A 6,759-nucleotide genomic window follows, 5' to 3' on the forward strand; every position below is an offset into this window, starting at 1 on the left:
AGCGGGGCGGATGTCGCGGCCGCGGGCTTCACGCCGCGAAGCGGGTGGCCCGCTGCGGCCGCCCGTGCGCGCTCCGCCGAGTCGGCGCCCGCACCGCCGAGGTTCGTCGCGGCCATTACTGCAGCACCTCCACGAGCTCGGCGGTGGTGATGCGGCGGCCCGTGTAGAAGGGCAGCTCGTCGCGCACGTGACGTCGGGCGTCGGTCGCGCGCAGGTCGCGCATCATGTCGACCAGGTCGGTGAGCTCGTCGGCCTCCATCGGCAGCAGCCACTCGTAGTCGCCGAGCGAGAACGCCGACACCGTGTTCGCGACGACGTCGCGGAAGGCGGCTCCCTTGCGGCCGTGCTCGGCGAGCATGCGCCCCCGCTCCTCGGGCGGGAGCAGGTACCACTCGTAGCTGCGCACGAACGGGTAGATCGTGAGCCACGACTTCGGCTCGACGCCGCGGAGGAACCCGGGCACGTGCGCCTTGTTGAACTCGGCGTCGCGGTGGACGCCCATCGCGTTCCAGGTGGGCAGGAGGGCGCGGAGCAGCCGCGCGCGGCGGAGCTCGCGGAGCGCCCACTGCAGGCCCTCGGCGGTCGGGCCGTGGATCCACAGCATGACGTCGGCGTCGGCGCGGAGCCCCGACACGTCGTAGATGCCGCGGACCACGACGCCCTCGTCCTCGACGAGGCGGATCACGCCGTCGAGTTCGCCGACGAATCGGGGCACGTCGTGCCCGTCGAGGTCGTCTGGGCGCGCCGGATCCTTGCGGAACACGGCGAACAGCGTGTAGCCCTCGGGCGAGGGGGTCGGGTCGGAATCGAGTGCGCTCGCGGCTGCCCCTTCGGCAGCGGGGGAAGACATGGCACTATCCTCCCCCCGCAACCTGAAAGGTCAAAAAGGGGCGGCGACGATTCCGGAGGATGCCGTCACCTTCTCACCGTTCGATGACATTCCTAGGGTGAGGAGGTGCACGTGGAAGAGGACGACGAGAGCGACGCCGAACTGCTCGGGCGACTGGCGGGCGGCGACCAACAGGCCCTGGCCACCCTGTTCGACCGACACGCTGCCGCGGTCACGAGGTACGCCTGGGCGCTCGCCCCCAACCGCATGGACGTGGAGGAGATCGTCCAGGACACGTTCCTGACCGCCTGGCGCAAGTCGGCCGAGGTCACCCTGCCGGACGTCTCGCTGCTGCCATGGCTCCTCGTCACGTGCCGGAACCTCGCACGCAACCTCGCGCGCAAGGCGCAGCGGCACGCCGCCGATGCGCTGCCCGACGACGCCGCAGGCGGCCGCGGGGTCGCTGCGGGTCGCGACCACACCACCGAGCGCGCGCGCGAGGAGCTCCAGTGGGTCCTCGCCGAGATCGATCGGCTCGAACCGCTCGACCGGCGGATCTGCGAGCTCTGCCTCGTCGAGGGGCACCCGTACGCCGAGGCTGCCGAGCGATTGGGGCTGACGGTCGGGGCGTTGAAGCAACGCGTGTCCCGGAACCGGGCACGACTGAGGAGGGCGGTGACCGCCGATGAGAACTGATCCACCGAACGGCGAGGAGCTGGATCGCCTGCTCGCCGGGATGAAGGCGGAGGTCATGGCGCGGGTCGCGCAGGAACAGCCGGCGGAACGCCGCGCGCTCACCGACCGCATCCTCGCCTCGATCCTCGCTGCCGCGCTCCTCCTCGGCCTGGGCTCCGCGGGCGCGGCCATCGCGCTCGGGGCACTGCCCCTGGCCGGGGACGACGACACCCCGGCCGCGGGCGGATCGCCCGCCGTGCTGCCGACGGCGAGCCCCAGGTACTTCCCCGTCGAGACGGAAGCACCCTCGCGGCCGACATCGAGGCTCGGGGTGACCTGCGAGCAGGTCGTCGTCGCCGAGGACCTGCTCGCCTTCCTCGGCGACGTCGGATCGCCGGTCACCGGGCCGGCATCGGACCCGTCGCGGATGGCCGACGCCGCAGCGCTCGAGCAGCTCGGGGCCCTGACGTGCACGTGGTCGAACGGCGCCGATCCGTCCCTGCCCGACACCGGGGGTCAGGACGCCACCCTCACGGTCCTGCCCGAGGGACTGGCTGCCGCGGCGGAGTACGTCGAGCTCTACCAGTCCGCGGACCCGACGTACGGGCCCGCCGTCCAGGGCCCGCGCTGCGTGGCGAACCCCATGGGCTTCTGCGAGCTGGTGGGGGTCATCGGCTCGACCTGGGTCGAGTTCCGCGTCCGTGGTGCTCACGCGGAGAGCCTGTCCGACGACGAACTGCGCACGCGGTTCCTGAGCCTCACGGACCCGCTCGTCCGGGTCCTCTCGGCGGTCGAGCCGGCCCCGCGGTGGGACCCGGGCGCGGCGAGCCCCGTCGCTGCGGCGTCGTGCGACGACCTGGCGCCTGCGCCGGATCTCGCAGCGGTGATCGGCGAGCCCGATCTCGACACCGGGGCGCGCTGGGATGGCCCGCGCGTCGGCCAGTACGCGTACGCGGCGGACCAGACCGGTGCGGTGCGGTGCCACGTCGGGTTCGCGAGCAGCGACGCGACGTTCGCGCAGGTCGGCGTCCTCCCGAACGGCGCCTGGGGCGTCGACCGGTATCGGGACGGCTGGCTCGCCGATGGCGGCGAGGTCATCGCGTTCGATGCCGCGACGGACGGCACGGCGGTCCTCCGGTGCGCTGACGACTCGCGAAGCTGCCGATTCGATGCGGTGGTCTCCGGTGACTGGGTGAGCGTGTCCGCATCGCCCGTCCGGGGAGGCGAGTACGAGCCGACCGCCCAGATCGAGGCGTCCAGGGCGCACATCGTCGACATCGCCGCGATCGTTGCGCAGCGCGTCCGCGACCTCGACGGCTGACCGGTACCGAGTCGCGCGAGGCGGATCCGGCCGTGCCGGCCGGGTCCGCCTCGTGGCGGACCCGGCTCAGCGCGCTGCGCGCTCGATCACGAACTCCGGGGTCTCGGCGAGCGAGCGGGCGACGACGCAGAACCGCTCGGTGCCCGTACGGAGGCGCTCGAGCGTCGCATCGTCGGCATCGGTGTCGACGATCGCGGTCACGACGACGTCGAGGAGCCCCACGGGGACGTCGCGGCTCATGCCGAGCGTGCCCCGCGCGTCGAAGACGCCCTCGGCGCGGACCTCCGCGGAGCGGAGCTCGAGCCCCATCGCAGTCGCCACCGACCGGAGCGTGACGCCCGCGCACCCGACGAGCGCCTGCAGCAGCAGGTCGCCCGAGCAGGCGTCGGAGCCGTCGCCGCCCGTCGTGGGGTGCAGCCCCGTGCGCACCGGACCGGCCCACCCCTCGACGGTCGCGGTGATGCCCGGCTCCACGAAGGCCGCTCGGGCGGCGACGGTCGCGATCGCGGAGTCCGGATCGGTGCGGTAGCGGTCCTTCAGCGGCGCCTGCAGCGCGCGGAGCTCGGCCTGGTCCATTGCGTCATCTTGGCCGCCTTGCGCCGTCGGCACAAAACGCGTGACCTCGGCCGCCGATCAGGGGTGCAGCCGGGTGAACCGGAACGCCGCGAAGCCCTCGATCGGGAGCACCTCGGCCGAGGCGAAGCCGGCACTGCGCGCATACCCCTCGAGCGTCGACGGTCGCATGACCGTGCCGGTGCCGACCGAGCCCGGCGTCGAGAGGCTGTCGGGCAGGCAGACGAGCAGGCTGTAGCCGTACATGACCCGTTCGACGTCGTCGCCGTCGGGCGCGAACCGCTCGGCCACGGCCTCGTCCATGATCACGACGGCGCCGTCGTCGCGAACGACGCGCCGGAGCGCTCCGAGCACCTCGACCGGGTTCGGCATGTCGTGCAGGGCCTCGAAGACGAACGCCGCATCGTACGCGTCATCCTCGGCGAGCGCCTCGCCGCCGCCGAGGTGGAAGGTCACGCGGTCCGCCAGCTCGGCCTCGTCTGCGTGGGCACGGGCCGACTCGATCGAGGGCCCGTCGATGTCGACGCCGTCGACGACCGCCTCGGGGTAGGCCCGGGCGAGCGCGAGCGAGGACCAGCCGTGCCCGCAGCCGACGTCGAGGATCCGAGCGCCCGGTCGGCTGAGCACCGCGTCGAGCTCGGGGACCGATGCCAGCGCGCCCGCGAGTTCGCGGTCGAACCACGGTCGGTTGATGTCGCCCTGCGCGTCGCGCATGTCCTTGCCGAACGACGCCCACGGCACGCCGCCGCCGGTGCGCGCCGCGTCGAGCAGCCCGGGCAGCTGCGCCGCGGCGCTGGCGACGATGCGCGCGATGGGGGCGAGGTACGCGAGCGACTCGTCGTCGGTCAGCACCTCGGCGTGCGCGGGCGGCAGCGAGTACCGCCGGTCGGATGCCGCGGCGTCCGCGTCGTCGACCGCGAGGATGCCGCTCACCGCCTGGTGCTCGAGCCACTCGCGGGTGTAGCGCTCGCCGGTCTCGGCGGCCTCGGCGAGCTCGGACGAGGTGAGCGAGCCGCGTTCGGCGAGGATGCGGTACCAGTCGAGCCGATCGCCGAGGTGGACGGCGAGCGTCTCGAATGCGCCGAGCGCGGACGTGAAGATGCGGTCGGCGAACGCGTCGACGGGGTCGACGGCGGCGGGTTCTGGAGGGGTGGGATCGGTGACGGACACGTCGCCTCCTCACGAGGTGGGCCGCTCAGTCGGTGAGCAGCCGGGTGGAGTGCTCGAGATGGTCGCGCATGGCCTCGGGCCCGCGCTCGAGGAGCTCGACCAGCAGGCGCCGATGCTCCTCGACGAGGTCGGCGACACTCGCATGCCGCCGGATGTGCGCGACGAAGAGCAGCAGTTCGCTGCCGATCGCCGCGTGGGCTTCGATGATGCGCGGGCTGTCGGAGGCCGCGACCAGAGACGCGTGGTACTCGGCGTGGAAGCGCTCGATGCGCCGCCACGCGGCATCCGTCGCCCCGCCGGGACCGTCGTCGGCGGCCTGCTCCATCGCGTCGACGGCTGCCCGGGCCGGGGCGAGCACGTGGTCGGGCAGCGTGCCGCCGAAGCGCGCGAAGGCGATGCGCAGCGCCTCGACCTCGAGCGCTGCGCGCAACTGCTGCAGCGCGATGATCTCACGGTCGTCGAAGCTCGTCACGCGGACGCCGCGGTACGGCTCGGCGACGGCCAGCCGCTCGGCGACGAGCCGCTGGAACGCGGCACGCACGGTGTGCCGGGACACGCCGTGGCGGGCCGCCGCCGACTCCTCGCGGAGCGGGGTCCCCGGTGCGAGCTCGCCGTTCAGGATCTCGTCACGCAGCACCGAGGTGACGCGCTCGACGGCGGTCGACGCCGGAGCGGCGTCGAGGCGGCCCTGGTCAGCGGTCGAGGTTGGCACGCACCACGAGCCAGACCCCGACGCCGACGGCGGCCGCGATCCCGACGGCCACGGCGATCGCCGCACCGGGTTGTTCGTCGGCGAAGCGCTGCATGCGGCGTTTCGCCCGTGCCGTCGCGCGCGCGGCGCGCTTGGGCACGTTGAGCTTCTCCTCGAGCGCGCCGAGCGTTCCGGCGAGCTGGTCGCGCGCGGCGCGCGCGTTGTCGTGCGCCTGCAGCCGCGTGAGGTTGCGCTGCTGCTTCTTGTCGAGCCGGACGACGTCAGTGGCCGCCATAGTCGCCCCTTCCGGTGATCGCGTCGATGTCCTGGCGGACGCTCTCGATGGTCTCGAGCGGTTCGCTGCCGCGTCGGAAGCTCGCGAGCGCGACGCCCACGAGGATCGCGATGATGAGCAGCAGGATGCCGGAGACGGTGAGTGCCGCCGCCCAGCCCGGCATCACGAGCGAGAGCGCCAGGATGCCCGTCGCGATGAGGGTGCCGAGCAGGAAGATGCCGACGAAGGCGGCGGCGATCACGAGCCCCGCGCCGATGCCGAAGTGCTTGGCCTTGTAGCTCAGCTCCGCCTTGATCTGGTCGATCTCGGCCTTGACGAGCGCTTGGATCTGGTCGGGCAGCTCACCGACCAGGGTGAACAGCGACCGGTCGTCGTTGAGTGGTGCAGCCATCGGGTGTCACCTCCGGTGGTCGGTCAGGACGAGGACGAGGACGACCCGGACGAGCCCGAGGCCTTGGAGTCCGATGCGTCGGATTTCGCCGAGCTCGCGCGGGTCGACGAGCTCGAGCCCGACGACTTCGCGCCGGACGACTTCGCGGACGTCGATTTCGTCCCGGTCGACTTCGAGGACGTCGACTTCGCGCCGGTCGACTTCGAGCCGGTCGACTTGGCGGCCGTCGACTTCGCGCCGCCCGACGACTTCGCGGGCGTGCCGGTGGTCGACGATCCCTCCGAGATCTGCCGCACGACCTTCTTGGCCTTGTCGAGCACGGCGTCGCTCACGTCGCCGACCCGCGCCATCGCGAAGTCCTTCACGGTCTGGACGCCCTCCTGCACGGTCGGCTGGTTCCAGACGTTCTCGGCGGCCTTCTGGATCTGTTCGTAGCGTTCCCGCCCCGCCCTCGTGCCGAGCACGTAGCCCACGCCGAGACCGACGACGAAGAGGATCTTGCCCTTCATGTGCACCCCATCCCCCGCTGCGGTTCTTCAGACAGCGTCACTCCAGCGTAGACCCAGGCAGGTGCGGCGCAAGGGGGTTGTCGGGCGATCCCGACGATCGTATGCCGATCCGGCTATGCATCCTCCGCCATCCGGAGCGACAGCCGCCGGATGCGCTCGGCCGCCTCGATGGCGTGCGGCACGACCGAGGCGAGCCCGGTACCGGCGACCCACGAGCCTGCGAGGGCGAGCCCCTCCTCGCCCTCGAGCGCGGCCTCCAGGGCGCGGACGCGGTCGCGCTGGCCGACCGCGGCCTGCGAGAGCGC

The 6,759-nt window shown here is 72.7% G+C and carries 9 protein-coding genes and 1 pseudogene; 2 read left to right on the plus strand and 8 right to left on the minus strand.

Going from position 1 to position 6,759, the window contains the following annotated elements:
• Positions 1-115: 115 nt before the first annotated feature.
• Complete coding sequence (gene hemQ / locus ESO86_RS09125) at positions 116-850, minus strand: hydrogen peroxide-dependent heme synthase (RefSeq protein WP_129234614.1); 735 nt, start codon at positions 848-850, stop codon at positions 116-118.
• 111 nt (positions 851-961) lie between these two features.
• Between hemQ and ESO86_RS09130 the strand changes: the two genes are divergently transcribed.
• Positions 962-1,525 carry an RNA polymerase sigma factor gene (locus ESO86_RS09130; protein ID WP_129234621.1) on the plus strand — a complete coding sequence of 188 codons (564 nt, stop codon included), beginning with the start codon at positions 962-964 and terminating at the stop codon, positions 1,523-1,525.
• Positions 1,515-2,825: a hypothetical protein gene (locus ESO86_RS09135; protein WP_129234615.1), complete on the plus strand. Its 1,311-nt coding sequence runs from the start codon at positions 1,515-1,517 to the stop codon at positions 2,823-2,825. The genes ESO86_RS09130 and ESO86_RS09135 overlap by 11 nt, the downstream gene beginning before the upstream one ends.
• Before the next feature lie 66 nt (positions 2,826-2,891).
• Here the strand turns inward: ESO86_RS09135 and ESO86_RS09140 are convergent, their stop codons facing one another.
• The 7 genes and pseudogenes from ESO86_RS09140 to ESO86_RS18765 form a co-directional block, all read right to left on the minus strand.
• Complete coding sequence (locus tag ESO86_RS09140) at positions 2,892-3,401, minus strand: OsmC family protein (protein ID WP_129234616.1); 510 nt, start codon at positions 3,399-3,401, stop codon at positions 2,892-2,894.
• Positions 3,402-3,458: 57 nt separating this feature from the next.
• Positions 3,459-4,568: a class I SAM-dependent methyltransferase gene (locus ESO86_RS09145; protein ID WP_129234617.1), complete on the minus strand. Its 1,110-nt coding sequence runs from the start codon at positions 4,566-4,568 to the stop codon at positions 3,459-3,461.
• 25 nt (positions 4,569-4,593) lie between these two features.
• Positions 4,594-5,280, minus strand: a complete 687-nt coding sequence (locus ESO86_RS09150) for a GntR family transcriptional regulator (protein ID WP_165307567.1) — start codon at positions 5,278-5,280, stop codon at positions 4,594-4,596.
• The gene (locus tag ESO86_RS09155) at positions 5,261-5,554 is read right to left on the minus strand and encodes a DUF3618 domain-containing protein (RefSeq protein ID WP_129234619.1); all 294 of its coding nucleotides are present in this window, start codon (positions 5,552-5,554) and stop codon (positions 5,261-5,263) included. The genes ESO86_RS09150 and ESO86_RS09155 overlap by 20 nt, the downstream gene beginning before the upstream one ends.
• Complete coding sequence (locus tag ESO86_RS09160; protein ID WP_129234620.1) at positions 5,541-5,945, minus strand: phage holin family protein; 405 nt, start codon at positions 5,943-5,945, stop codon at positions 5,541-5,543. Before ESO86_RS09160 ends, ESO86_RS09155 begins: the two co-directional genes overlap by 14 nt.
• A gap of 23 nt (positions 5,946-5,968) precedes the next feature.
• Positions 5,969-6,454 (minus strand): YtxH domain-containing protein, encoded by a 486-nt coding sequence (locus tag ESO86_RS09165; RefSeq protein ID WP_207207077.1) that lies wholly within the window; start codon positions 6,452-6,454, stop codon positions 5,969-5,971.
• A gap of 113 nt (positions 6,455-6,567) precedes the next feature.
• Positions 6,568-6,759, minus strand: a pseudogene (locus tag ESO86_RS18765) (protoporphyrinogen oxidase); the annotation flags it as partial.

This window comes from Agromyces binzhouensis (assembly GCF_004135055.1).
In the GTDB taxonomy this organism is placed as follows: Bacteria; Actinomycetota; Actinomycetes; order Actinomycetales; family Microbacteriaceae; genus Agromyces; species Agromyces binzhouensis.

Excerpts from the sequence above, each read along its gene's own strand:
- hemQ (WP_129234614.1), bottom strand. The coding sequence starts at position 850 with ATGTCTTCCCCCGCTGCCGAAGGGGCAGCCGCGAGCGCACTCGATTCC.
- ESO86_RS09135 (WP_129234615.1), top strand. The coding sequence starts at position 1,515 with ATGAGAACTGATCCACCGAACGGCGAGGAGCTGGATCGCCTGCTCGCC.
- ESO86_RS09140 (WP_129234616.1), bottom strand. The coding sequence starts at position 3,401 with ATGGACCAGGCCGAGCTCCGCGCGCTGCAGGCGCCGCTGAAGGACCGC.
- ESO86_RS09155 (WP_129234619.1), bottom strand. The coding sequence starts at position 5,554 with ATGGCGGCCACTGACGTCGTCCGGCTCGACAAGAAGCAGCAGCGCAAC.
- ESO86_RS09160 (WP_129234620.1), bottom strand. The coding sequence starts at position 5,945 with ATGGCTGCACCACTCAACGACGACCGGTCGCTGTTCACCCTGGTCGGT.
- ESO86_RS09165 (WP_207207077.1), bottom strand. The coding sequence starts at position 6,454 with ATGAAGGGCAAGATCCTCTTCGTCGTCGGTCTCGGCGTGGGCTACGTG.